Origin of the sequence: Pseudomonas sp. LAMO17WK12:I10, assembly GCF_900215185.1 — a bacterium.
In the GTDB taxonomy this organism is placed as follows: Bacteria; Pseudomonadota; Gammaproteobacteria; order Pseudomonadales; family Pseudomonadaceae; genus Aquipseudomonas; species Aquipseudomonas chlororaphis.
Window position 1 is genome coordinate 26,633 of the sequence record NZ_OBDX01000041.1, and the last position, 20,841, is coordinate 47,473.

General features: G+C 61.4%; 23 protein-coding genes and 2 pseudogenes. 14 read left to right on the forward strand and 11 right to left on the reverse strand.

The genetic code is table 11. The annotated features are described in order from the left end of the window. Positions 1-27: 27 nt before the first annotated feature. Both CRO75_RS29695 and CRO75_RS29700 read left to right on the forward strand, forming a co-directional pair. Positions 28-570 (forward strand): exonuclease domain-containing protein, encoded by a 543-nt coding sequence (locus tag CRO75_RS29695; protein ID WP_009044917.1) that lies wholly within the window; start codon positions 28-30, stop codon positions 568-570. Between the two features lie 81 nt (positions 571-651). Continuing rightward, positions 652-936, forward strand: coding sequence for a pyrimidine/purine nucleoside phosphorylase (locus CRO75_RS29700; RefSeq protein WP_007930001.1), 285 nt, complete (start codon positions 652-654; stop codon positions 934-936). Positions 937-1,015: 79 nt separating this feature from the next. Here CRO75_RS29700 and CRO75_RS29705 read toward each other — a convergent pair whose 3' ends face one another. Continuing rightward, positions 1,016-1,819 (reverse strand): MOSC domain-containing protein, encoded by an 804-nt coding sequence (locus CRO75_RS29705; RefSeq protein WP_062825103.1) that lies wholly within the window; start codon positions 1,817-1,819, stop codon positions 1,016-1,018. A gap of 99 nt (positions 1,820-1,918) precedes the next feature. Beyond that, positions 1,919-2,854 carry a chemotaxis protein CheV gene (locus CRO75_RS29710; protein ID WP_009044919.1) on the reverse strand — a complete coding sequence of 312 codons (936 nt, stop codon included), beginning with the start codon at positions 2,852-2,854 and terminating at the stop codon, positions 1,919-1,921. Positions 2,855-3,393: 539 nt separating this feature from the next. Here CRO75_RS29710 and CRO75_RS29715 point away from each other — a divergent pair. From CRO75_RS29715 to CRO75_RS29725, 3 genes are all read left to right on the forward strand, one after another. Beyond that, positions 3,394-3,861 (forward strand): hypothetical protein, encoded by a 468-nt coding sequence (locus tag CRO75_RS29715; RefSeq protein ID WP_097140069.1) that lies wholly within the window; start codon positions 3,394-3,396, stop codon positions 3,859-3,861. 504 nt (positions 3,862-4,365) lie between these two features. Further along, on the forward strand, positions 4,366-5,262 hold the full coding sequence (locus CRO75_RS29720; RefSeq protein ID WP_097140071.1) for a sensor histidine kinase: 897 nt from the start codon (positions 4,366-4,368) through the stop codon (positions 5,260-5,262). Next, positions 5,259-5,918: a response regulator transcription factor gene (locus tag CRO75_RS29725; RefSeq protein ID WP_009044922.1), complete on the forward strand. Its 660-nt coding sequence runs from the start codon at positions 5,259-5,261 to the stop codon at positions 5,916-5,918. Before CRO75_RS29720 ends, CRO75_RS29725 begins: the two co-directional genes overlap by 4 nt. Here the strand turns inward: CRO75_RS29725 and yegS are convergent. Then, positions 5,915-6,817: a lipid kinase YegS gene (gene yegS / locus CRO75_RS29730; RefSeq protein WP_097140072.1), complete on the reverse strand. Its 903-nt coding sequence runs from the start codon at positions 6,815-6,817 to the stop codon at positions 5,915-5,917. The genes CRO75_RS29725 and yegS overlap by 4 nt on opposite strands. A 224-nt stretch (positions 6,818-7,041) precedes the next feature. Between yegS and CRO75_RS29735 the strand changes: the two genes are divergently transcribed. Next, entirely contained in the window at positions 7,042-7,305 is a 264-nt protein-coding gene (locus CRO75_RS29735) for a hypothetical protein (RefSeq protein ID WP_009044924.1), read from the forward strand. 58 nt (positions 7,306-7,363) lie between these two features. On the opposite strand, the gene glp is transcribed toward CRO75_RS29735, so the two are convergent. Continuing rightward, the gene (glp, locus tag CRO75_RS29740) at positions 7,364-8,551 is read right to left on the reverse strand and encodes a gephyrin-like molybdotransferase Glp (RefSeq protein ID WP_177409810.1); all 1,188 of its coding nucleotides are present in this window, start codon (positions 8,549-8,551) and stop codon (positions 7,364-7,366) included. Positions 8,552-8,573: 22 nt separating this feature from the next. Then, on the reverse strand, positions 8,574-9,113 hold the full coding sequence (moaB, locus tag CRO75_RS29745) for a molybdenum cofactor biosynthesis protein B (protein WP_007923271.1): 540 nt from the start codon (positions 9,111-9,113) through the stop codon (positions 8,574-8,576). A 79-nt stretch (positions 9,114-9,192) separates the two neighbouring features. Here moaB and CRO75_RS29750 point away from each other — a divergent pair. Continuing rightward, positions 9,193-9,588 (forward strand): annotated as a pseudogene (locus tag CRO75_RS29750) (hypothetical protein). A 71-nt stretch (positions 9,589-9,659) separates the two neighbouring features. After that, positions 9,660-9,881: a YgdI/YgdR family lipoprotein gene (locus CRO75_RS29755; protein WP_097140076.1), complete on the forward strand. Its 222-nt coding sequence runs from the start codon at positions 9,660-9,662 to the stop codon at positions 9,879-9,881. A gap of 81 nt (positions 9,882-9,962) precedes the next feature. Here the strand turns inward: CRO75_RS29755 and CRO75_RS29760 are convergent, their stop codons facing one another. From CRO75_RS29760 to CRO75_RS29775, 4 genes are all read right to left on the reverse strand, one after another. Beyond that, positions 9,963-10,853 (reverse strand): pseudouridine synthase, encoded by an 891-nt coding sequence (locus CRO75_RS29760; protein ID WP_097140078.1) that lies wholly within the window; start codon positions 10,851-10,853, stop codon positions 9,963-9,965. 88 nt (positions 10,854-10,941) lie between these two features. Continuing rightward, a complete protein-coding gene (locus tag CRO75_RS29765) occupies positions 10,942-11,262 on the reverse strand; it encodes a hypothetical protein (protein WP_007923266.1) in 321 nt (106 codons plus the stop codon). Between the two features lie 56 nt (positions 11,263-11,318). Continuing rightward, positions 11,319-11,747, reverse strand: coding sequence for a S24 family peptidase (locus tag CRO75_RS29770; protein WP_009044928.1), 429 nt, complete (start codon positions 11,745-11,747; stop codon positions 11,319-11,321). 112 nt (positions 11,748-11,859) lie between these two features. Then, entirely contained in the window at positions 11,860-12,096 is a 237-nt protein-coding gene (locus CRO75_RS29775; protein ID WP_009044929.1) for a glutaredoxin family protein, read from the reverse strand. Between the two features lie 214 nt (positions 12,097-12,310). Between CRO75_RS29775 and CRO75_RS29780 the strand changes: the two genes are divergently transcribed. Beyond that, positions 12,311-14,269 carry a monovalent cation:proton antiporter family protein gene (locus CRO75_RS29780; protein WP_097140085.1) on the forward strand — a complete coding sequence of 653 codons (1,959 nt, stop codon included), beginning with the start codon at positions 12,311-12,313 and terminating at the stop codon, positions 14,267-14,269. A gap of 49 nt (positions 14,270-14,318) precedes the next feature. Here the strand turns inward: CRO75_RS29780 and CRO75_RS29785 are convergent, their stop codons facing one another. Next, positions 14,319-15,527 (reverse strand): ammonium transporter, encoded by a 1,209-nt coding sequence (locus CRO75_RS29785; protein WP_097140087.1) that lies wholly within the window; start codon positions 15,525-15,527, stop codon positions 14,319-14,321. Positions 15,528-15,859: 332 nt separating this feature from the next. Here CRO75_RS29785 and CRO75_RS29790 point away from each other — a divergent pair, with 332 nt between their 5' ends. From CRO75_RS29790 to CRO75_RS29810, 5 genes are all read left to right on the forward strand, one after another. Continuing rightward, complete coding sequence (locus CRO75_RS29790) at positions 15,860-16,174, forward strand: YqjD family protein (protein ID WP_007923257.1); 315 nt, start codon at positions 15,860-15,862, stop codon at positions 16,172-16,174. 1 nt (position 16,175) lies between these two features. Next, a complete protein-coding gene (locus CRO75_RS29795; protein WP_097140080.1) occupies positions 16,176-16,562 on the forward strand; it encodes a phage holin family protein in 387 nt (128 codons plus the stop codon). Then, positions 16,559-16,900 (forward strand): hypothetical protein, encoded by a 342-nt coding sequence (locus tag CRO75_RS29800; RefSeq protein WP_007923255.1) that lies wholly within the window; start codon positions 16,559-16,561, stop codon positions 16,898-16,900. Before CRO75_RS29795 ends, CRO75_RS29800 begins: the two co-directional genes overlap by 4 nt. A 138-nt stretch (positions 16,901-17,038) precedes the next feature. Continuing rightward, the gene (locus CRO75_RS29805) at positions 17,039-18,202 is read left to right on the forward strand and encodes an EAL domain-containing protein (protein WP_097140082.1); all 1,164 of its coding nucleotides are present in this window, start codon (positions 17,039-17,041) and stop codon (positions 18,200-18,202) included. 295 nt (positions 18,203-18,497) lie between these two features. Further along, positions 18,498-19,829 (forward strand): deoxyguanosinetriphosphate triphosphohydrolase, encoded by a 1,332-nt coding sequence (locus tag CRO75_RS29810; RefSeq protein ID WP_007923253.1) that lies wholly within the window; start codon positions 18,498-18,500, stop codon positions 19,827-19,829. A gap of 892 nt (positions 19,830-20,721) precedes the next feature. On the opposite strand, the pseudogene CRO75_RS29815 reads toward CRO75_RS29810, so the two are convergent. Next, positions 20,722-20,841 (reverse strand): annotated as a pseudogene (locus CRO75_RS29815) (IS5/IS1182 family transposase); the annotation flags it as partial.

The following is a 20,841-nucleotide window of genomic DNA, read 5'->3' on the forward strand; positions in this document are numbered from 1 at the left end:
ATCGGGATGTTGAAGCTGGAGCCTGTGATGCCCCACTGGTTGGTAATTGATCTGGAAGCCACCACGGACGAAGGAGGCTGGCCGGTGACCGACATGGAAATCATCGAGATCGGCGCCACCCTGGTGAACCGCGAAGGGCGTGAACTGGACCATTTCCAACGCTTCGTGCGCCCGCTGCGGCGGCCTATGCTGACGCCGTTCTGCCGCGAACTGACCCACATTACCCAGGCCCAGATCGACGGCGCCCAGCCGTTGAGCGAAGTCTGGCCGCTGTTCGAACGCTGGCTGGGCCAGCATCACACACGCCTGGAGGGCTGGGCCAGCTGGGGCGACTACGATCGCAAGCAGCTGCTGCAGGAGTGGCAACGCTCGCAACTGCACAGCGCCCTCGCCCAACTGCCGCACATGAACCTCAAGCAACGCTTCGCCAAGGCCCGTCGCCTCGAACGACCGCTGGGCCTGAACGGCGCGCTGCAACTGGCCGGACTGCAGTTCACCGGCCAGCAGCATCGCGCCCTGGAAGATGCCCGCAATACGGCGCGTTTATTGCCTCTGATTCTTCCCGGCTGATCCGTCCGCGCAACAGGTGACGCATCTGAAGGCCTTGTGCATACTGGCCGGCCTTTTTGACCCCTTTTTGAGGAATCGCCCATGTTTAAAGTCAACGAGTACTTCGACGGCACCGTCAAGTCGATTGCCTTCGGCACGGCCGAAGGTCCCGCCACCATCGGCGTCATGGCTCCGGGCGAATACGAGTTCGGCACGGCTCAACGGGAAATCATGCACGTGGTTTCCGGCGCCCTGACCGTCAAGCTGCCTGACAGCAACGACTGGGAAACCTTTGCCGCCGGCAGCCAGTTCAACGTACCAGCCAACAGCAAGTTCCAGCTGAAAGTGGCCGTCGACACCGCCTACCTGTGCGAATACCGCGGCTGATCCCTCCGGGAGCTGATCCTCGGCGATAAAAAATGCCCGTATCTGGCGATACGGGCATTTTTCGTTTCTACGTCACCGACTATTCCAGCACGGTGACCGGCATACCGACCTCCAGCCGGCCGATGCCATCGTTCACCAGGTTCTGCCCGAACATCGCCCCGCCTTCTTGCGCCCGGTACTGCTGCAGCGTGGCCAGCGGTTCACGGTCGGCGCTGCGCTCGCCAGTCTGCGGATCGATGGTGGTGAGGATGCAACGCGCACAAGGCTTGACCACCCGAAACTCGATATCGCCAATGCGGATGCGTTTCCAGCCATCTTCGGCGAAGGCCGGACAGCCCTCGATCACCAGGTTCGGGCGAAAGCGCAGCATTTCCAGGGGACGGCCGACACGACTGGACAGGTCTTCCCGGGAGGACTCGCCAATCAGCAACAGCGGAAAACCGTCGGCAAAGGCCACCTGATCGTCATCCTTGCCGTAACCGGCCTGAGTGGTGCGCGCACGCTCCGGGGGGACCTGTACCAGGCGGGTCGGCTTGCCGATGAAGTCGCTCAGCCAGGCATGGGCTTCGTCGCCGGCATCCGGTACGCGCAGGGTATCGCGCCAGATGGTCACGCCACGTAACGGGGCATCCGCACCAGGCAGTGGCACATCGAGGGATGGGTAGCCGGGAGCACTGAGGGTCAGCCCTCCCTCGGCGTTCCAGAGCGCCGAAAGCTGGCTCATGTGCGGGACAGCACGTTGGGTCAGGAAGCGTCCGCTGGGTTCATCGACCAGCATCCAGCGTCGATCTCCCTCCAGCCCCAGCCTGTCCAGCGCGACCTGTTGCAGGGACTCGCCCTTGCCGGATTTCAAGGGGTATCGATAAAGCGCGCTGAGACGCATGGCCAGCTCCCGGGTGACAAAAAAAGCAACCTTATACGAGCCGGCCCGCGAATCAAAGAAGCAGCTGCCGCGCAGGCGTCGCTCCGGCTATTGCTCCCGTCAGGCGGGAACTTCGTCCAGCATCAGGCGCTGACGCACCACGTCGACCAGTTTGTCCGGCTGGAACTTGGACAGGAAGTTGTCGCAACCGACCTTCTTCACCATCGACTCGTTGAAGCTGCCGGACAGGGAGGTATGCAGCACCACATAAAGGCCGCGCAGACGAGGATCGTTGCGGATTTCGGTGGTCAGGCGATAGCCGTCCATTTCCGGCATTTCGGCGTCGGTGAACACCATCAGCAGCTTGTCGGTCATGTCGACCCCGGTATCGGCCCAGGCCTTGAGCATCTTCAGGGCCTTCAGGCCGTCGCTGGCAATGTGCATCTTCACCCCCAACTGGCCCAGGGTGTCGCGCAATTGCGACAGCGCCACGTTGGAGTCGTCCACCAACAGCACTTCACGGCCGCGGGCACGCTCGAGCACCGGATCGTCGAGCTTGTCGCGCGAGACCTTGGCGTTGTAGGGAACGATTTCGGCCAGGACCTTTTCCACGTCGATGATCTCGACCAATTGATCGTCGACCTTGCTGATCGCCGTCAGGTAATGCTGGCGCCCGGCACTGGTCGGCGGCGGCAGGATGGCTTCCCAGTTCATGTTGACGATGCGGTCGACGCCTCCCACCAAGAAGGCCTGCACCGAGCGGTTGTACTCGGTGACGATGATGGTGCTGTTGGGACCCGGCACCAGTGGCCGCATGCCGATCGCCTGGGACAGGTCGATGACCGGCAGCGTCTGCCCCCGCAGGTTGACCACGCCACAGACGAACGGATGGCGCTGGGGCATCAGCGTCAGCTTCGGCAATTGCAGGACTTCCTGCACCTTGAACACGTTGATCGCGAACAACTGTCGCCCGGCCAGACGAAACATGAGGATTTCCAGGCGATTCTCACCCACCAGTTGCGTGCGTTGATCTACCGTGTCGAGAATGCCGGCCATGTAATGACTCCTGGGCTTGTTCTGATGAATTCACTAACGCGGGTTATCGGCGCGATTCACCGAATCTTGACCCGCGTACAAAATGCCATGCAAAGGCATTGATGTCACATTAACATCATGCTTTACTGGCTTCGCGATTTCATCCGCCCAAGCTCCCGCCGCGACCTCGTTTTCAACACTTGGTTCCCCTTTATAAGGGAATCCCCTACCGGCAATCAGGACCAACCTGATATTCGCAATATCCAATAGCCATTAATGTGACGCCATTCTCATTGCATGAATGGAGTCAGGCTTTTGTTTGTGATCGCAGGAAGATGGGCTGGTGCCCCTTCGAGCCCCCCCGCCTCCGCTGTCCAAGCGTGGCCGACACACCGTGCTCGGCAGTCTGTCGCCTGCAGACTAAACACCAGCACAGCGTCTTCGTCCATTGAGAACCAATCAGATTCGTCCTATATCCCACGGCATAACCGACGTAATACCTTACAGCCGCTCACAAAACGGACCATTCCATCATCTGACGTGGCGTCGTGGAGACAAGCATGCTGATCGACAATAAAGAGTGGCACCAGTCACCCGACTTTCTGCTTGAGGCAGAAGCACTATTGGCCAAGTCTGTTGAATGCCTGAACCATCTCAACCTGATCAGGAACGATCAGGACGCCATCGATTGCATGTTGTCCACTCTGCTCAAACTTGCCGAGAAAACCGACGCGCTGGCGCTGCGCAGCACCGCCGAATTCTCGCGCCAGGTTCATGCGTTGCTGGATCACTCCCATCCTCATCCGGACATGAACGAGCAGATCCTCGACACTCTCGGGGAGTGCTTCAGCCTGATGGCCTGGCAGCTTGAACTCGTCGATCCAGTGACCGGGCAACTGAACCTCGATGGCAACGAACAGGCCACTCTCATCGAATCCCTCGCCGTGCAAATCGACCCTTTGCCCGCCCCCCTGTCCTGTCACCAAAGTTCGTTCAAAGTTTTTTCGATCGCCAAGAGAAACGCATAGACCCTGTCGTTAATACCTAACTTCAGTCGTTAGATATGTCGTGACATTGACCAGCATCATGTCGTTATCCAATATTTCATGCCTGTTAACGACAGAACCAACTAACACAACTAAATAAAACCAATCCCGAGACTTCAAGTGCTCTGAATCTCGCCTACCCGTTCGCCCAAGGCCAGATACAGTCACTGTTTGAGCGGAGCCAGTTAAAACACGCGAATCGGAACATACGTCCCAAAAGGCAATATTCCTGACCCGATGGACATATATAGAGGCGCGACCAACGGTAGCTAAGCTGATACTATGCCAGCCACTAAACGACCCCCTTAATGGCACTGTGACTTCAGATTGATCTTGTTACACACCTGATCAGTGCAAGGCTTGCTCCCAACGAATAGACCGCGTTAATTGAAGCCGCATACTCAAACAACACCGTTTTCCAAACCGGGGCCCGTCAGTCGACTTGACCGGTCTCCCCGCAGCGAACATTCATTGGCTCCATCCGCTATGTACGCCAGCCTCAAGTCAACTGTCACCAGGCTTCTCTCTCGAATAAACCTGCGCTGCTGGCTCAACCTGTTGCTGTGCTCATGCTCGGCACTTGGAAGTCTGGCCGTCTATTGCCTGTCGACGACCTTTCCCCTCAGCCTGCTGATCCTGAATCTGGCGGCCCTGGCCAGTGTCTGGGCCTATTACGGCGATTCACGCAAATCGATCAAGTTCCAGCCTCAGGAACTGGCGGATCGCTTGCTGGAAGTCCAGGAAAATGAGCGCCATCGCCTCAGTCGTGAATTGCATGATGATATTGGTCAGCTGTTGACTGCCGCCAAGCTGCAAAGCGAATGGCTCAAGCGCCGCCTGCCCGAAGACCTGCAACAACATTGCACGACGCTTCAAAGCACATTGGAAGAAACCCTGGCCAAGGTGCGCGATGTATCGGCCATTCTCAATCCCCGGCAATTGGCCAGCCTTGGCCTGGAAGCCAGCCTGCGGGCACACTTGCTGAAGACCTTGGAAAACACTTCCGTGCACTGGAGCCTGGAATGCAAGCAACGCCTGGCAGGCATCCCCGAGGAGATGGCGGTGGCCGCCTTTCGCATCACTCAGGAAGCCGTCACCAACATGCTGCGTCACGCCCAGGCGGATAACCTGCTGGTACGCCTGCAACGCCTGCCCGAGGGCCTTTCGCTGTTTATCAGCGATGATGGCCGTGGCTTTTCCCCGGCGACCAATCCAGGCGCGCAAGGACAACGCGGCATGGCGGGCATGGCGGAAAGAATCGCGCAACTGGGTGGCACCCTGAAGGTTTCCAGCCAGCCCGACCAGGGCACACAAATCGAAGCACTCTTCCCCTGGGCGCCTCGCGCACTCGAACGGGCCAGTACGAATAAGGTTTTACATTGACCTGCAATTTACTTCTGGTGGATGACCACTCGCTCATCAGGGCTGGCGTGCGTGCCCTGGTCATGGACATTCCTGGCTATGCCGTGATCGGTGAAGCCAACGATGGCGCACAAGTACTGGAAATGGTCGAGAGGCTGTCGCCGGACATTATCCTGCTGGATATTTCCATGAAGGATATCGGCGGCCTTGAAGCCCTGAAGAGACTCAAGGTGGTGCATCCGCAGAGCAAAGTACTGATTCTCTCGATGCACACCGATCCGGCGCTGATCATGCAGGCCCTGGAATCCGGTGCTCATGGTTATCTGCTCAAGGACACCACCGCCAACGAGCTCGAGCACGCGCTCGACGCCTTGCGCAACAACGAGCGTTATCTCAGCCCGGCCATTGCCCACACGGTGATCAACCAGGCGCTGATCCGCGTGCAGAAGCCCCATCCGGAACCCGTTGAAACCCATAACCTGACCGCACGCCAGCTGGAGATCCTGCGCCTGATCGTTCGCGGCAAATCGACCCGCGAAATCGCTCATGGGCTTGGCCTGAGCATCAAGACCGTGGAAACCCACCGCTCGCAGATCATGAAACGCCTGCAGATCTATGATGTGGCCGGCCTGGTCCTGTTTGCCGTCCGCGAACAGATCATCAGCCTCGACGATTAAGACGCCGAAGCCGCCAACAGCGGGGAGTCTTCCGGCAAATGCACCCGCAATGCCCCTGGGAGCGCGCGAAAACGCAGGTTTTCGCCTTGCAGGGGCTCACCGTCGAGATTGATATCCAGCCCCTCGGACACCTTGATTTCAACCCAGGGCAGGCGCGTGCGCACAAACAGGTTGTCGATCCCCCAGCCGCCGGCCAGCAGGTCCTTCAAGGTGCCCACCAACTCCTGGGGGGCCGGCAGGATACTGACATCCAGCAACCCGTCATCGGCCATCGCCTCAGGGCACAGCAGATGACCACCACCGGCCTGGCGCCCGTTGCCGATCCCCAGAGCCAGCAACTCGCCGCGCCAATGGAAATCCGGCCCCTGCAGTTCACCGTATGCCGCATGCAGTTCGTTGAAACGGGACAAACCAGTGAACAGATAGGCCGCGCCCCCCAGAATCTTTTTCAGGTCCTCGGAGGTATTGGCCGTCACCTGGCTGCCGAACCCGCCCGTGGCCATGTTGAGAAATACCTGGCCACCGACGTCGCCGAGGTCGATCGCCCGTGCCGGCACGTCGAGCAGGTTCAATGCCTCATGGGGCAGCAACGACACGCCAGCCGCCCGCGCAAAATCATTGGCCGTGCCCAGCGGCAGCAACACCAGGCTGGCATCGTTGGCCTGCGCCGCCATGGCCTCGGCGATATCACGCAAGGTGCCATCACCGCCTCCCGCGATCAGGCGGGTGTAACCGGCCGCGAGGGCTTCATCCACCAGGCGCTGGGCGTCGCCCGCTTCCCAGGTCAGGCGGACCGCCAGCTCCCAACCCTCTTCACGCTTGCGCTCGACAGCCTCGCGGACCTCTTCGTTGAGGGCCTGCTTGCCGTGCAGTATCAGCATCGCCTTGCGTTCGCTCATCGCTCATCACTCCTGTCATTCGAGGGTCATTGAAGGATGTTGACCCTCAGCCCATGAGAAAAAGTCCGATCGGGTTGTAATCAACTTGTCCCCGTCAGGTCGTCTGCTGGCTAACCGGTAACTTTTCTGACCGCAGATTGAGAATCACCTGAATTGACCCGAAACAGACAATCGGAGAATGTTCATGGCAGGCGAACGACGCCTCAAACAGGGAAGCGAAACACATGGATGACAAGAAATGCTTTGAACGCTCGAACTCCGCGCTCACTCGACTGGAAGGGAGCATCCTGCTCAGTACAGGCAAACACCCGGAACTGAGTGTCCATCAAGTACATACCCGTGACCCCGAGCATAAGCCCGACAGCAAGCTTCATGCCTTGCTCAAGAAGCTCGCGTGGGTGTTGGCCTATGCCGGATTTATATCGGCACTACTGTCCTGGGGACTGAACAGCCGTTTTGGCTTGCTGATCCTTTTACTCCTGCGTTGATAGGTGGGGCTCTGGAGGATGGACCCGGCGCTGCCGACCAGGTCCGCCTCCCCTGGAGTCAGCCCAGGACTTCACTCAATGGGATGAAGTTGACCCAATCGCCCTCAACCAGCGTTCGCTCCTCCAGTACCTCAACCAGCCCCTCGGCCCAGGCGGCACTGCGCAAAACCCCGGAACTCTGGTTCCGGTAGATGATTGCCCTGCCCTGCTCCAGACGCCCACGCAGATATTCTCGGCGGTTCCCCGGCTTCGACCAGGCAAACCCGGCTGGAACCTGGAACTGCAAGGGCTGCAGCTGCTTCACTCCCTGGCGCCGCAAAATATAGGGGCGGGCCAGCAAGGCAAAGGTCACCAGTGTCGAGGCCGGATTACCGGGCAGGCCGATCACCGGCACACCGCGGAAATGCCCGAAGGTCAACGGTTTGCCCGGCTTGATCGCCAGCTTCCAGAGCGCCAGCTCGCCCTCTTCTCTTAAGGCGATACCCAGGAAATCCGCCTCGCCCACCGATACACCACCAGTGGACAGGATCAGGTCCACATCCGCCAGTTCGGCAAGACGCCGTCGGGTCGTGGGCAGATCGTCCGGCAGGATCCCGCCGTCGATCACCTCACAGCCCAACCGCTGCAACCAACTGCACAGCAGGACACGGTTGCTGTTGTAGATCTGCCCGGGACCCAGCGCTTGCCCGGGCTCTACCAGCTCGTCGCCGGTGGAGAGCACAGCGACCCGCACTCGACGCACCACCTCCAGCTCCGCGCACCCCAAGGAAGCAGCGAGCCCCAGCTCGATCGGCCCCAGCTGCGCTCCGGCCACCAATACACACTCGCCGACCGTGGTTTCCTGGCCTTGGGGACGAATGTTCTGCCCGGCGCTGAGCGGCTCGGTAAAGAACACCCGTCCATCGGCCTGAACCTCGGCGTTCTCCTGCATTTCCACGCAGTCGGCTCCCGCCGGGACCGGCGCCCCGGTGAAGATACGTGCGCAGGTACCGGGCGCCAAAGGCTCGGGCGCCTGGCCAGCGAAAATACGCTGGCTGACCACAAGGGCCTCACCACTCCAATCCGCGGCACGCAAGGCGTAACCGTCCATGGCGCTGTTGGGCCAGGGCGGAAGATCCAGGGTGGAAACCAAATCGTCGGCCAAGACCCGGCCTTGAGCCGTCGCCAGCGGCAGCCGCTCGCGCTCGAGAATGGGAGTAGCCTCGGCCATTTCCAGCAAACGGGCCAATGCGACCTCGACCGGCATCAAGGCACCGGTCTTGCCCGGCTTACCCACGGGATTCACAAGGCGCCGCCTGTTTCAGATGGGTGACGAAATTGCACGGCCGGTGCCGCGAATCCAGCTGCTCGGCGAGGATGCCGTCCCAACCGGTACGCACCGCGTTGGTCGAGCCCGGCAGGCAGCACACCAGCGTGCCGTTGGCCAGCCCGGCCAGGGCCCGCGACTGCACGGTGGAAGTACCGATATCGGCCACCGAGATCTGACGGAACAACTCGCCAAAGCCGTCGACCTGTTTGTCGAGCAGGCAAGACACAGCTTCCGGGGTGCTGTCGCGGCCGGTAAAACCGGTGCCGCCGGTGATCAGCACCACCTGGACCAGATCGTCGGCGATCCAGGTCGCCACTTGTGCGCGAATCTTGTAGAGATCGTCCTTGAGCAGGACGCGCGCGGCCAGGTTATGGCCAGCAGCGCTCAGACGATCGACGAAGACCTGGCCGGAGGTATCGGTCTCCAGGGTCCGGGTATCACTGACAGTCAGCACCGCGATATTCAAGGGTGCAAAAGGTACATCAGCCTTGGCTTTCATAGGCTCGATCCAGTTGTAGGAGAAACAGCCCGGTGTTATATCACAGCGCTCTCTTTGACCGCCCCTGTGGAGACGTGCCATGACCCCGCGCACAGATTTGCCACCCTGCTCCATTCTGCTCCTGGCCGGTGGACGCGGCCAACGCATGGGCGGAAGGAACAAGGGGTTGCCCTGCGACGTGCCGCGCATCGATGCGCAACTGATCGACGCCATGCGACAAAGCGCCGCCCTGCATCCGGACAAACCGCTGATGCTGCGCCATGGCGAGCACTAGGAACCCTTGCTGTGTATCATTCCGCGCACGCTGCTCGGCACCTTCGACGGAGTCTGGCAGAACGGTGAGCGCAGCCCCGGACGTATCATGCGCGGGCTGGATGCTCAGGCCCTGCAATGTCCGGCAAACGGTCCCCGATTGGCTAATCTGAATACACCAGAGCTGTTAAGCCAGCAGCACGGCGTGTCAGAATGCCCTTAACTCAAGGAACTTGCAGGCGTTGTATACGTCTCAAGCACAGCAACTAAAAGTATTCATCTCGGAGACACATAATGATTCAGCGGACTCTCGCCACTCTCATGCTCGCACTGGGCCTTGCCACTCTCGCCGGTTGCGCATCGCCTACTGTGATCACCCTGAATGACGGTCGCGAAATCCAGGCCGTCGATACGCCGAAATACGATGAGGATTCCGGTTTCTACGAGTTCGAACAACTGGACGGCAAACACACCCGCATCAACAAGGATCAGGTTCGTACGGTAAAAGAGCTGTAATCCATACCGTTACCGCCTCGAACGATAAAGCCCGCTTGCGCGGGCTTTATCGTTTCTGGCAGCAGCAAGCAGTTGCCTGGATTACCACTGCAAGGTGATCCGACTCTCGAACTCGCGCTCCTCCCCTGTCAGCGGGTCGGTAAAACGCAGCCCCTGGGCCAGCAGCTTGAGCGGCTTGGCGTAATCGTCCTCCACATCCTTGAGCGCATCGGGATAAAACGGGTCGTTGCAGATCGCCGCCCCCAGCGCACTCATGTGCACCCGCAACTGGTGCTTTTTGCCGGTCACCGGATACAGCCCATAACGCCAGAGGTCGCCGTTCTTTTCCCGGACCTCCAGTGCCGTTTCCGTATTAGGCGTACCAGGCCCTTCCTGCATGCGGAAAAAGGGCTCGCCATCGACCAGGCGGCTTTTATGCACCCGCGGGAACTCAAGACCGGGCAAGGCCGGTGCGATGGCCTCGTAGCGCTTGTCGATCCTGCGCGTCGGGAACAGCGACTGATAGGCCGAGCGACTTCGCGGGTTGGCCGAAAACAACACCAGGCCCGCCGTATGCCGGTCAATGCGATGCAGAGGCACCAGGTGGGGATTGTCCAGGCTGCGGATCAGGCGGCGCAGCAAGGTTTGCTCGACATATTCCCCCGCCGGGGTGACCGGCAGGAAATGCGGCTTGTCCGCCACCACCAGGTGCTCATCGACATAGAGGATCGACTCCTGCACCGGGATGACCTTTTCGTCGGGCACTTCACGGAAATAATGGATGCGCAGGCCTTCGCGGTACGCCAGGTCGACACCGATCGGTAGTCCCTGTCCATCGAGCACCCGGCCGCGGGCGATCCGGCTCAGCCACTGCTCGCGGCTGATGGTGCTGAAATGGTCACACAGGCAATCCAGCACGGTTGGCCATGAACCGGGGGGCAGGTACAGGGTGCTGGCCTGATGCTGTGCGGCAAAAAAAGGTACGGAAGACATACAAAAGCTCGAGCGGACAATGCAGAGCGACATTATCCAACATGGGTCCCGGGGAGCCTAGGAGAGTTTCCCCCTCCGGAACCTGCGACTAAGCCCGGGCCACGCCGGCTTGCGCGGCGGCATCGGTGAACTCCTTCAGCCAGCGCAGCACATCGACCGCCTCCCAGCGGGCCGGGTCATACAGCGCATACAACAACCCCTGATACCCCACCACGTCCAGTTGCCGGTGATAACCCGCACGCTGGAACAGGGCTTCGATTTCGGCGAAGCAGGTATTGAAATGCAGCTTGTTGAACGGTGTCTTGCCTTCCGTGACCAGGCCGTCCAGGCGCAGCTCGAGTACCGCTTCGCGCACCACATCGGCGGACATTCGGTTCACACTGCTCTTCAATTGTTCGACATTGACCATCATCAGTCCTTCTACCCTCTCATTCATCCACTGAGCACACGCCCTGCGCCTCGATATCAGCCACGGCCGACATAACTGACCACCCACAACACCACGCCCCAGATTTGCGCCGAGTCCCGATCGTCCAGGGGAATCGGTGCAACCGAAGGTCGCGCCGCCTTGAGCAGCAGCCCACCCTTGGGATCGGGCGCCAGCAGGCGCACGCCATAGGCGTCTTCGCCATCGAGATGGGCCACCACGTACTGATCCACCGCCGGGGCCGCCGAACGATCGACGATCAGCCGGTCGCCGGGATAGATCCCAAAGCCCAGCAGGCTGTCGTCATCCACCAGCACCGCGCGGATCTGCGGCGCTCCGAGCCCCACGGTACGATCCAGGGAAAAACCGCCTTCGAACGTGAGCCCGGCGGCAAACCCGTCGTGCCCTGCATGCTCGGGCGACAGGTGTTGCAAACGCTCGGCGCGGGCGAGGATTGTGAGAGACATGACGAACCATCCCGATAACTGTACGCATATACAGTAACCGAATAATCGGGATCCCGCCAAGGGATTGCAGCGCAGGCGACAAACGGAAAGGGTCGTGCCAGCGACAGCCAGCTCAGCGCAGGAAGGCCACCACCTGCTCGGCATCGAACGGCCAGCCCAGCTCGGCGCCGTTGTCCACCCGGCGCAGGACCGGGATACGCAGGCCATACGCCTCGAACAGAGTTTCGTTTTCCGCGATATCCACCAGCTCGACCATCAGCCCGTGCTCCACCAGCGGCATCAACTCCGCCTCGGCGAGTTCGCACAGGTGGCAGCCCAGGGTGCCGAACAGCTGACATTCAGGAGGCATGACAGACAGACCGAAAAGAGACAGGCGCTTATTCTAGGCCCGCGGGAAAAAGCCGTCGACCGATGAACGCAGCACCCTGCGGCCAACAATGGCCATCGTCGAGCATTCTGCCAAACAGCTGATGCAGGTCAGCGCCGCCAACTTGCGATTGAGCGACCCTCGCGGCTTTTTTTGCCTCTACGCTCTGTACTCCAACCCGCCGCCGGAGATGTCTGTGTTCGCCAATCTGTTGATCATCCTTGCTTCATCCCTGGTGGTGATTGCCCTGTTCCGCCACCTGCGCCTGCCGCCCGTTCTGGGCTACCTGTGCGTGGGCCTGCTGGTGGGGCCGACCGCCTTCGGCTGGGTCAACGACAACGAAAACCTGCCTGACCTGGCGGAGTTGGGGGTGGTATTCCTGCTGTTTTCCCTGGGACTGGAGTTTTCCGTATCGAAAATGCTGGCCCTGCGCCAGGTGGTATTCGGCCTGGGCAGCCTGCAAGTGCTGTGCAGCGGCGCCGTCCTTGGCGGCCTGCTGATCCTCGCCGGCGTACCGCTGATCCCGGCGCTGCTGCTCGGTGCGGGCCTGGCGCTGTCCTCCACCGCCATCGTCAGCAAGGAGCTGGGCAGCCTCGGGGAAATCTTCAGCAGCCACGGGCAGAATGCGATCGGCGTATTGCTGTTCCAGGACGTGGTGGCCGTGCTGTTGCTGACCCTGGTGCCGGTATTCGCCGGCGACACCGAACAGGCCTGGTACTGGGCCCTGCCCCTGACGCTGGGCAAGACCGCCCTGCTGTTCATCGGCCTGGCGCTGGCCAGCCGCTGGCTGCTGCCACGGCTGTTCCACGAGGTGGCCGCCTCCCATTCCGCCGAGCTGTTCGTGTGGTTGGCCCTGGTCATCGTCCTGCTGACCGCCTGGCTGACCCACCTGCTCGGCCTGTCCCCCGCCCTTGGTGCATTCCTCGCCGGCATGCTGCTGGGGGAAAGCCGTTACCGACACCAGATCGAGGCCGATATCCGGCCGTTCCGCGACATTCTGCTGGGGCTGTTTTTCGTCAGCATCGGCATGCTGATCGACCTGCAATTGTTCGCCAGCCATGCCCTGTTGGTCTTCGGCCTGACCCTGGCCCTGATGCTGATCAAGGGCGCCGTGGTGGCACTGTTGCTCAAGCTGCGCGGCAGCGACGGCGAGACGGCCTGGCGCAGTGGCCTGGCCTTGGCCCAGGGCGGCGAGTTCTGTTTTGCGCTGATGGCGCAGATGCAGCAGAGCCAGTTGATGCCGGCCGAACTGAGCGGCCTGCTGTTGGCCGCGACCTTCTGTTCGATGCTGCTGACCCCCTTGCTGCTGCGCGCCGCCCCGGGCATTGCCGCGCGCCTGCACCGCAAACCGAACCAGGAGGCCCACCTGGAAGAAATCAGCGCCCTCAACGCTGCATTGCAGGACCATGTGGTGATCTGTGGATATGGCCGCGTCGGCCAGTCGATCGGCCGTTTCCTGCGCCGCGAACAGCAGCGTTTCATTGCCCTGGACGACGACCCGGTGCGGGTCCAGGAAGCCGCGGCCGGCGAAAGCTGCGTGCATTACGGCGACTCCCGCCGCGCCGAGCTGCTGGCGGCGGTCGGCCTCGAACGCGCGCGGCTGCTGGTGATTGCCGTGGACAAGACCGACATCGCCCTCAACGTGCTGAAAAGCGCGCGCCGGATCAACAGCGACGTGCCGATCCTGGTGCGCACCCGGGACGACAGCCAACTGGCCGAACTGAAAGCCGCCGGCGCCAGCGAAGTGGTGCCGGAGCTGCTGGAGTCGAGCCTGATGCTGGCGTCCCATGCGCTGGTGATGCTCGGGCTACCGGAACACCAGGTACAGATCAAGGTCGATGAGGTCCGCCACAACCGCTATCGCCTGCTGCATGGTTTCTATCATGGCGCGCAGACCGACCTGCTGGACAATCGCGGCCAGCCGCGGGTGCTGATGCATGCGGTCAATCTTGGCAGCGCGGCCCACGCCTGCGACCTGGCCCTCGGCGAGCTGGCGCTGGAGCAATTGGGCGTGGATGTGCAAGGCGTGCAGCGCGATGGCCGCGACCTGGAGCTGGCCGCCGGCACCCTGCTGCAAGCCGGCGATACGGTGTTGATGTCCGGCCCGCTGGCGGCCATCGAGGCCTCGGAGGCGCGCCTGCTCGGCGGCCAATGATCAGCGGCAAGCAGCCCTGGCCGGGGACTCCAGCCAGGGCCGCATGGGCTCAGTCCAGGCTGACCGCGCCGATCTTGTGCAGCGACAGGTCGGCGCCGTAATACTCCTGCTCCTGGGTCAGGCGCAGGCCGCAGAGCGCCTTGATCGCGCCGTACACCATAAAGCCGCCGACCAGCGCCACCAGCACGCCCAGGCCGGTACCGATCAACTGGCTGACCAGGCTGACGCCGCCCAGGCCGCCCAAGGCGCTCTGACCGAAGATCCCACAGGCGATACCGCCCCACACGCCGCACAGCCCGTGCAGTGGCCAGACACCCAGCACATCGTCGAGCTTCCAACGGGTCTGGGTGGCGATAAAGCACCAGACGAACAGCGCGCCGGCAATCGCCCCGGTGATCAGCGCGCCCACCGGATGCATCAGGTCGGAGCCGGCGCAGATCGCCACCAGCCCGGCCAGCGGGCCGTTGTGCAGGAAGCCCGGGTCGTTGCGCCCGACGATCAACGCCGCCACCGTGCCGCCCACCATGGCCATCAGCGAATTCACCGCCACCAGCCCGCTGACCGCCTGCAGGGTCTGCGCGCTCATCACGTTGAAGCCGAACCAGCCGACAATCAGGATCCACGACCCCAAGGCCAGGAACGGGATGCTCGAAGGCGCGAAAGCCACCAGCTTGCCGTCGCGATAACGACCGTTGCGCGGCCCGAGCAACAGCACCGCGGCCAGCGCCAGCCAGCCGCCCATGGCATGCACCACCACCGAGCCGGCGAAATCATGGAAGCCCGCGCCGAAGCTCGCCAGCAACCAAGCTTGCAGGCCATAGTTGCCGTTCCACACCAGGCCTTCGAAGAAGGGATAGATAAAGGCCACGATCAGCGCCGTGGCGCAGAGCTGCGGGACGAACCGCGCACGCTCGGCGATGCCGCCGGAAATGATCGCCGGGATGGCCGCGGCGAACGTCAGCAGGAAGAAGAACTTCACCAGCCCGTAGCCGTGATCGGCGCTGATCACCGCCGCTGGTTGCAGGAAGCTGACGCCGTAGGAGATCCAATAGCCTATAAAGAAATAGGCCAGGGTCGAGACCGCAAAGTCGCTGAGGATCTTCGACAAGGCGTTGACCTGGTTTTTCTGGCGCACCGTGCCCACCTCGAGAAAGGCGAAGCCGGCATGCATGGCCAGGACCATGACCGCACCGATGAGAATGAACAGGGTATTGGAACCATGGACCAGAGTGTCCACAGCGCTTTGCAGATTTTCCATGGAATGGGCAGACCTGATATTCAGGAAAAAGCCGCGAGCCGCTCGAACGCTTTTTTGCACCAACTTGGCACCGAAGGTCCTTTCGACCCAGGTATTACGACCCATTTTGGCGCGACGCTTTTGCGAGAGGGATGTATCGCTCGGGGTGTTTCCATAAGTGTTGATTTTTTAGGGTAAGGTTTTAGCTGCCAGGCACCGCATCCTGCGCGCATTCGGCGCAACCACCCGTGTTTACGCACCAGGACAAAGCAAAAGCTGTACCAGACAATTGCACTGAACCTTCGCGCAAGGCTCATACTCGAACCCTTCAGAACGCCACTACGGAGATAACCATGGCCAGCAAAACCACCAAGACAGCTCAAGAAACACTGATGGCGGACTTTCAGGCACTGGTCAGTGACACGGAACGTCTGCTGGAACACACCGCCACCCTGGCTGGCGACCAGGCAGACCAATTACGCACGCAGATTCACGACAGCCTGCTGCGCGCCCGCGAGACCCTGCAACTGACCGAACAATCGCTGCGCGAACGCGGCCAGGCGGCGGTCACCGCCACCGAAGACTATGTGCAGAGCAACCCCTGGCAAGCAGTGGGCATCGCGGCGGGCGTGGGCTTCCTGATCGGCCTGCTGGCGACCCGGCGCTGATATGGCTATCGGTGAATCCGGCTCCACGGCGGGCCAAGGCTCTTCAACGCGGCGCCTGGGCGCTGCTTTCCTGGGTTTGTTGCACAGCCACGTCGAACTGTTCGGCATCGAGTTGCAGGAACAGAAAGCCAGAACCGTCAGCCTGCTGCTGTTCGCCGGGCTGGCTCTGGTGTTCGCCCTGCTGTTGTTGATAGGCCTGTCGGCGCTGGTGCTGATCCTGTTCTGGGACACCTATCGCCTGCCCGCCATCATCGGGCTGTGCGTCTTCTATACGCTGGCGGCGCTGTTCTGCGCCCTGCGCCTGAAGGCGGCGATTTTCGACGAGTCCTCGCCCTTCCACGCCACCCTTGAAGAGCTGGCCAACGACAGGGAGCGCCTGCTGCCATGAGCCTGCCTGACATCCCGCAAACCAACTCCCGGCGCGAGATGCGCAAGGCGCTGATCCGCCTGCGAATGGAAATGCACCGCCAGGAAATCCGCCACGAATCCCAACAGTTGCTGCAACCCTTGCAGCGGGTCCGGGGCCTTGGCCAGAGCTGGCAACAGGGCTTGGGCATCAAGCACGCGCCGTTGTGGGGCGTGGCTGCCGTGACCCTGTTGGGGTTTCTCACCGGCAAAGGCGCCAAGAGCGGCAGCGTCAGAAGCTTCGCCCGGCTGGTGCGGCTCAGCGCCGGCCTGTTGCCGCTGATCAAGCTGGTCATGCAAGGTTCTTCGAACAAGCACTGAGCCGGCGCCATCTGGCTGCATTCTTGCAATCATTCCCGCAATAGCTGCGCACCCGGCCTCTCCCACGAGAGGTCGGGTCGTGCCTGCCTGTTGCGTCGGCGCAGCGCCAGGATCAATAAGATCAACCAAGGAGGCCCCGTGATCGACGGGCAACCGCTTGCCTGCTTTCAACCCTTCATCGACACCGCCACCGGCCGTATTGCCGGTGTCGAAGCCCTGGGCCGCCTGCGCCAACCGAACGGCCAACTGCTGTCGGTCGGCCCATTGTTCAACGATCCCCGGACCTCCTCGAGCGCCCTGCGGCGGCTCGACCGGCTGATTCGCGCCGACGCCCTGAGCCGCCTGCATGAAGCGCCCGCCGACTGGTTCCTGAGCATCAACATCTCGCCCCGCTGGATCAGCCGCCTGCGCGCCGGCCAGCCCTTGCCGAGCCTCAGGCAATTGCAGCAACAGGGCGTCGATCCGCGGCGCGTGGTCTTCGAAATCACCGAACTGAGCGGTAACAGCCAGCGCTTGAGCGAAGTGGTGGCGCGCTACCGCGAAGCCGGCGTGCGGATCGCCATCGACGACTTCGGCGCCGGTTACTCCCAGCTCGACCGGGTGCTGGCCCTGCAACCGGACATTCTCAAGCTCGACATGCGCCTGTTCCAGGCCGCGGCCCGTGGCGGGCCCAGCAGCGACGTGGTCAAGGCCCTGGCGCAGATGGCCGAGAAAACCGGCTGCTGGATTATCGCCGAGGGGGTCGAGAGCGAAACCGAACTCAACTTCGCCCTGGAATGCGGCTCGCGCTATGTCCAGGGCTTCCTGTTTGCCCGGGCCGAGCAGGCATTCTTCGCCAGCGATGCTTTCGTTGCGCCTTTTGCCCGGGTACGCCAGCGCTATGTGCAACAGAAACTGGCCGAGCGCGGACGCCTGATGCAGATGCGCCAACAACTCGTGGAGCTGATGGCCCTGCTGCAGGACTGGGCCCAAGCCCGGGCCCCAATCGAACGGTTGCCCCAGCTGGATGCCTTTCCCTGGTTGCTGCGCTTCTATCAATGCGATCGCCACGGCACCCAGCTCACGCCGAACCTGGAATGGCGCCACGACCGCTGGCAGGCCGACCACAGCTACGTCGGCCACAACTGGTCGTGGCGCCCGTACTTCTATCATCTGCTGGCCGAAGGCTGGGACGAGCGACGGCTGACCCTGTCGAACACCTACCGCGACGCCACCAGCAACCAGTACTGCCTGACCGCCGGGCAGTTCTTCGACAATGGCCAGCGCCTGCTGTTGATCGATATCGATGCCGCGGGGCTTTAGGGTCTGTACGAAAAGTCGGCGAGCGAAGGTCAGGCAAGGCAAAAACAGGCGAGGAACGGCCGGGGTCGCGTTCGACTTTAGGGGCCTAAATGAGCATTCCGATCGGACTCGCGCACGAGCCTGTTTTTAACGCAGCATGGCCTGCGTAGCGCCGAAGGCGCCCAGCGCGCAGCCACTTTTCGTACAGAGCCTAGTGGCGTGCGTGGTCGGCCCCGTTATTCAACCTGTTCCCCTTGCAGGCGCTGGCGCGAACCGGGAAGCTAACCCATCAGTCATTCGACGGAGAGACCCCGCCTTGGATTGGCATACCCTGCTTACCCGCGAACGCCTCGGAAAGCCGCTGCACAGCCCTGAAGAACTGGGCCGCAGCCCCTTCCACAAGGACCACGACCGCATCATCTTCTCCGGTGCCTTCCGCCGCCTGGGCCGCAAGACCCAGGTGCACCCGGTGTCCAGCAACGACCACATCCACACGCGCCTGACCCATTCCCTGGAAGTCAGTTGTGTCGGTCGCTCCCTGGGCATGCGGGTCGGCGAGACCATTCGCGACGCCCTGCCCGAGTGGTGCGAACCCAGCGACCTGGGGATGGTGGTGCAATCGGCCTGCCTGGCCCACGACATCGGCAACCCGCCGTTCGGCCACTCCGGCGAAGACGCGATCCGCCACTGGTTCCAGCAGGCCGCCGGGCGCGGCTGGCTGGACGCCATGCACGAAAACGAGCGCAACGACTTCCTCAACTTCGAAGGCAATGCCCAGGGGTTCCGGGTACTGACCCAACTGGAATACCACCAGTTCGACGGCGGCACGCGGCTGACCTACGCCACCCTCGGCACCTACCTGAAGTACCCCTGGACCGCGCGCCACGCCGACTCCCTGGGCTACAAGAAGCACAAGTTCGGCTGCTACCAGAGCGAGTTGCCGTTGCTCGAACAGATCGCCACCAAGCTCGGCCTGCCGCAACTCGAGGAGCAACGTTGGGCCCGCCATCCGCTGGTGTACCTGATGGAAGCCGCCGATGACATCTGCTATGCCCTGATCGACCTCGAGGACGGGCTGGAGATGGAGCTGCTCGACTATGCCGAAGTCGAGTCGCTGCTGCTCGGGCTGGTGGGCGACGACCTGCCGGAAACCTATCGCCAGCTCGGCCCGCGGGACTCGCGCCGGCGCAAGCTGGCGATCCTGCGCGGCAAGGCCATCGAGCACCTGACCAACGCCGCCGCCCGGGCCTTCGTCGAACAGCAGGACGCCCTGCTCAGCGGCACCCTGCCGGGCGATCTGGTGGAGCACATGCACGGCCCGGCCAAGCGTTGCGTGCTCAATGCCAAGGACATCGCGCGCAAGAAGATCTTCCAGGACAAGCGCAAGACCCTGCACGAGATCGGTGCCTACACCACCCTGGAAATCCTCCTCAATTCGTTCTGCGGCGCCGCGCTGGAACAGCACGGCGGACGCACGCCGTCGTTCAAGAACCGGCGGATTCTCGACCTGCTGGGCAACAACGCGCCGGATCCGAACGGCTCGCTGCATGCCTCCTTCCTACGCATGATCGACTTCATCGCCGGCATGACCGACAGCTACGCCAGCGAAATGGCCCGGGAAATGACCGGGCGTTCCAGCCCGCAATGACTCGCCGTCGAGCGGCTATCTCGCGTTATCGAGGTGGCCGTTCGAGCGGTTTCTCGTGAGTCGACAACTAAGGAATTCCCCTGGTCTCTTCTCAGACAGTAACCGGCCACCGCCGTTACTTCAACTTTTAAATCCCGGCCACTTCACACTGTATTGAGAGTGCCGTTCACTTCCAGCAAGTTCGCCAGACGCCATCCAGATCGACAATATTCCACGCACCCGCCCCACCTAGAGCACTTGCTCTATAACTAGCGATATTGACCGATACATGCCGCCCGATAAGCAAGCCAACTAGGCTGAATTAAACAGATCGTTAACGACACAACCAAACATCCTACCTTTACCTTTCGATACATCTGCCTAGCCTTCAGGCAGAAACCCTTGCAGCACAAGGCCCCTACGGATGCCCCACGATTACAAATTCCGTACAAATCAACTTTATCGTTTCCGCTAGTCTCGACCCCTAATGGGTTAACCAGGATTAATTTCACTCCGCGACAGATCGTTCCCCTTTCATGACCCTGCCCGAATGATCGGTGCAAAAAACAAATAGCAAGCGAACTAAGTACCCACATTAAAACTTCGGCTTCACCTGTTAGTTCAGCAGGCATTTGCAAAATAGTTTCACCCCCCGCTGTAACAAAGAGCGCGCTCAGGACTCAAGCGTCAAAATGGAAGTGAGTACACGGAATGAATCCGTGTCGATAAGTTGTTCCCGCACTTCCTCATCCGTTTTCCACTATTCAAGGATGGTCTGAAGTAGCCCAATATTTACTGGCTAATTCTTCATCCTCGATGCCAAAAGCGGCAGCAGGTCAAGATGCGATCAGATCTGCTGTCTATTTCATATTTTTTCGCCGTTGCGAGCACCTCGTAGCAACCATTTCGCGTACTACAGATGCACCTCTCCTGTCTTCGATAGCAAATGCCGACGAGCCATCCACAGGTTCGATAGCGCGAACAGCATCACCATCTGCGCGGTGTTCTTGACCAAGCCTCGGAACCGCACCTT

Excerpts from the sequence above, each read along its gene's own strand:
- CRO75_RS29695 (WP_009044917.1), top strand. The coding sequence starts at position 28 with ATGCCCCACTGGTTGGTAATTGATCTGGAAGCCACCACGGACGAAGGA.
- CRO75_RS29700 (WP_007930001.1), top strand. The coding sequence starts at position 652 with ATGTTTAAAGTCAACGAGTACTTCGACGGCACCGTCAAGTCGATTGCC.
- CRO75_RS29705 (WP_062825103.1), bottom strand. The coding sequence starts at position 1,819 with ATGCGTCTCAGCGCGCTTTATCGATACCCCTTGAAATCCGGCAAGGGC.
- CRO75_RS29710 (WP_009044919.1), bottom strand. The coding sequence starts at position 2,854 with ATGGCCGGCATTCTCGACACGGTAGATCAACGCACGCAACTGGTGGGT.
- CRO75_RS29715 (WP_097140069.1), top strand. The coding sequence starts at position 3,394 with ATGCTGATCGACAATAAAGAGTGGCACCAGTCACCCGACTTTCTGCTT.
- CRO75_RS29720 (WP_097140071.1), top strand. The coding sequence starts at position 4,366 with ATGTACGCCAGCCTCAAGTCAACTGTCACCAGGCTTCTCTCTCGAATA.
- yegS (WP_097140072.1), bottom strand. The coding sequence starts at position 6,817 with ATGAGCGAACGCAAGGCGATGCTGATACTGCACGGCAAGCAGGCCCTC.
- CRO75_RS29735 (WP_009044924.1), top strand. The coding sequence starts at position 7,042 with ATGGATGACAAGAAATGCTTTGAACGCTCGAACTCCGCGCTCACTCGA.
- glp (WP_177409810.1), bottom strand. The coding sequence starts at position 8,551 with ATGCCGGTCGAGGTCGCATTGGCCCGTTTGCTGGAAATGGCCGAGGCT.
- moaB (WP_007923271.1), bottom strand. The coding sequence starts at position 9,113 with ATGAAAGCCAAGGCTGATGTACCTTTTGCACCCTTGAATATCGCGGTG.
- CRO75_RS29755 (WP_097140076.1), top strand. The coding sequence starts at position 9,660 with ATGATTCAGCGGACTCTCGCCACTCTCATGCTCGCACTGGGCCTTGCC.
- CRO75_RS29760 (WP_097140078.1), bottom strand. The coding sequence starts at position 10,853 with ATGTCTTCCGTACCTTTTTTTGCCGCACAGCATCAGGCCAGCACCCTG.
- CRO75_RS29765 (WP_007923266.1), bottom strand. The coding sequence starts at position 11,262 with ATGGTCAATGTCGAACAATTGAAGAGCAGTGTGAACCGAATGTCCGCC.
- CRO75_RS29770 (WP_009044928.1), bottom strand. The coding sequence starts at position 11,747 with ATGTCTCTCACAATCCTCGCCCGCGCCGAGCGTTTGCAACACCTGTCG.
- CRO75_RS29775 (WP_009044929.1), bottom strand. The coding sequence starts at position 12,096 with ATGCCTCCTGAATGTCAGCTGTTCGGCACCCTGGGCTGCCACCTGTGC.
- CRO75_RS29785 (WP_097140087.1), bottom strand. The coding sequence starts at position 15,527 with ATGGAAAATCTGCAAAGCGCTGTGGACACTCTGGTCCATGGTTCCAAT.
- CRO75_RS29790 (WP_007923257.1), top strand. The coding sequence starts at position 15,860 with ATGGCCAGCAAAACCACCAAGACAGCTCAAGAAACACTGATGGCGGAC.
- CRO75_RS29795 (WP_097140080.1), top strand. The coding sequence starts at position 16,176 with ATGGCTATCGGTGAATCCGGCTCCACGGCGGGCCAAGGCTCTTCAACG.
- CRO75_RS29800 (WP_007923255.1), top strand. The coding sequence starts at position 16,559 with ATGAGCCTGCCTGACATCCCGCAAACCAACTCCCGGCGCGAGATGCGC.